This is a genomic window from Streptomyces sp. NPDC059455 (assembly GCF_042750115.1).
Classification (GTDB): Bacteria; Actinomycetota; Actinomycetes; order Streptomycetales; family Streptomycetaceae; genus Streptomyces; species Streptomyces endocoffeicus.
The window spans coordinates 52992-55280 of sequence record NZ_JBHYVB010000028.1; the positions used below are offsets into that span (position 1 = coordinate 52992).

The following is a 2289-nucleotide window of genomic DNA, read 5'->3' on the forward strand; positions in this document are numbered from 1 at the left end:
GCGGCGGGGCGGGGGGGGGGGGCGCGCGCGGGGGGCAGCGCGGCGCGCGGGGGGGGGGCAGACTACTCACACGGGGGCGCCCCGCCCCGGGGCCACGCTCTCCGATCTGGTGGCGGAGCTCGATGAGCGGGCGGCGGCGCAGCACGCCCCGACCGTCGAGGGTGTGACCCTCGCTTCACTCCACGCGGCCAAGGGCCTCGAATGGGACGCCGTCTTCCTGGTCGGTCTCACCGAGGGAATGGTGCCGATCACCTACGCCAAGACGGAGCAGCAGATCGAGGAGGAGCGCCGGCTGCTCTATGTGGGGGTCACCCGCGCCCGTCGCCATCTGACGCTGTCCTGGGCGCTCTCGCGGGCTCCGGGCGGCCGGGCCTCCCGTCGCCCCACCCGTTTTCTCAACGGGCTGCGGCCCGGCTCCCAGGCCATCGGCGCCCGCACCCCGGGCGGGGGCGGCGGGATCGAGCGGGGGGCGGCGGCCCCGGGCGGTGGCGGCGGGGTGCGCAGGCGGCGCGGCCCGGTCCACTGCCGGGTGTGCGGTCGGGCGCTGACCGACGCGGGCGAGATGAAGCTGATGCGCTGCGAGGGCTGTCCGTCCGAGCTGGACGAGGCGCTCTATGAGCGGCTGCGCGACTGGCGGGCTGAGCAGGCGGGGCTGCTGGGGCAGCCGGCGTACTGCGTGTTCACCGACAAGACACTGCTCGCGATCGCCGAGGCCGTTCCGGGAACCGAACCGGAGCTCGCCCGCATCTCCGGTGTCGGAAGGCGCAAGCTGGACCGGTTCGGGGCCGATGTTCTCGCGTTGTGCGCGGGCCGGGAACTGCCCTCCGCACTCGACGACGAGGGCGACGGCGATGCCGGGGGAAGCCATTCGGGTGACCCTTGGCAAAACTCGACGGAAAAATAGTTTGCGCGCGCGGAGGCCATACCCATAGCCTTCCGAGCACGGAGGACAACGGCCCTTCCAGGAGCCGAGGATTCCGTGTTGTACTTGAACACCCGGACTGGTTTCGGACCGGTCCCTGAGACGCCGAGAGGAGGCGAAGACCAGTGATCAGCTTCATCAACACCATCAAAAAGGCCGATCGGTCGGTCGTCGCCACATGCCTGCTCGGCTCCGCCCTCCCTGGCACCGGTATGCCCGGCGCCGATGAGGCGCGCCTCAGCGAGCGACCGATCCAGGCACCTGCGGTAGCAGCAGCGGCACAGGCAATGGCCTATGCCTTTGCGGCCAATGGTGCCGAATCCCGGACGACGCAGCAGCACCACAAGACGTGGGCCTTCCGCAGGCTCGAACCCTGGAGTTATCCAGCCTGATCCAGGATCAGGTCGGCACCTTCCAGGGCCGCGGAACCCACACCGGGATCCGCGGCCCTTTTGATTTGCCAGAGCCCGGCCACCAGCCGGACCGAAGAGACGAGGAACACACACCGTGCAACTCAACGCACACGCCCCGTCCGCATCGACCGACCTGAACCGCCCGCCTGACTCCTCGGAGGACTCCTTGACCCCGCTCACCGCCCTCACCGAACTCGATGAGGCCATCGAGAACCTGGGTGTAGCCGTTCCGTGCCGCTCGTACGACCCGGAGGTCTTCTTCGCCGAGTCCCCGGCCGACGTCGAGTACGCGAAGTCGCTCTGTCAGACCTGCCCGCTGCGGGAGGCATGCCTCGCCGGTGCCAAGGACCGCCGGGAGCCCTGGGGTGTCTGGGGCGGCGAGCTCTTCGTCCAGGGCGTGGTGGTGGCCCGCAAGCGGCCGCGTGGTCGCCCGCGTAAGAACCCGGTTGCGGCATGAGCACCATCGGCACCATCGATCGCCCAGCGACGCACGACCCCATGAAGCAGGTCCCGACGATGACCCCACCGGTCTCCGAAACCCCCGCACCAGATACCTCAGGTGCGCCCGAGGCGCGCCAGAACAGGAACCGAGAGATGCAACTCATGCAAGAAGCCCTGGCACGTGCGCATATGCACGACCGGCTGCAGGAGGCCGAGTCCGAACGGCAGGCCGTTCGGCTCGCGGCCGCCCGCCGGATGCAGCGGCGTGCGGAGCGTGCCTCGCTCCGCGCCCGCCGCGCCCTGGCCATGGCGGTCATGCAGTGACCACGATGTGCGGCACCGGCCAGAGGCGGGGCTGACACACAACACACCCCGACGGGTCCTACGCCGACCCGTCGCGTGACCACGAAGGGGGGGGGGGGGGGGGGAGCGCCCGCAGCGGTGAAACAGGAGCCCCCCCCCATCGGCGTGTGGATCGGGCGAGCCCACCCAAGCCACGGCGGAGCGGGGGAG

Annotated in this window: 4 protein-coding genes; all 4 read left to right on the top strand. The window is 70.8% G+C overall.

Features of this window, described 5'->3' with window-relative positions; translation table 11 throughout:
* Window positions 1-904, top strand: a 904-nt coding sequence (locus tag ACFXB5_RS12935; protein ID WP_385206246.1) for a 3'-5' exonuclease, incomplete at its 5' end; no start/stop codon positions are given.
* Between the two features lie 143 nt (window positions 905-1047).
* Window positions 1048-1314: a hypothetical protein gene (locus ACFXB5_RS12940; protein WP_385206249.1), complete on the top strand. Its 267-nt coding sequence runs from the start codon at window positions 1048-1050 to the stop codon at window positions 1312-1314.
* A 115-nt stretch (window positions 1315-1429) separates the two neighbouring features.
* Window positions 1430-1792 (top strand): WhiB family transcriptional regulator, encoded by a 363-nt coding sequence (locus tag ACFXB5_RS12945; RefSeq protein ID WP_020868576.1) that lies wholly within the window; start codon window positions 1430-1432, stop codon window positions 1790-1792.
* The gene (locus ACFXB5_RS12950; protein WP_137979441.1) at window positions 1789-2100 is read left to right on the top strand and encodes a hypothetical protein; all 312 of its coding nucleotides are present in this window, start codon (window positions 1789-1791) and stop codon (window positions 2098-2100) included. Before ACFXB5_RS12945 ends, ACFXB5_RS12950 begins: the two co-directional genes overlap by 4 nt.
* Window positions 2101-2289 lie beyond the last annotated feature (189 nt).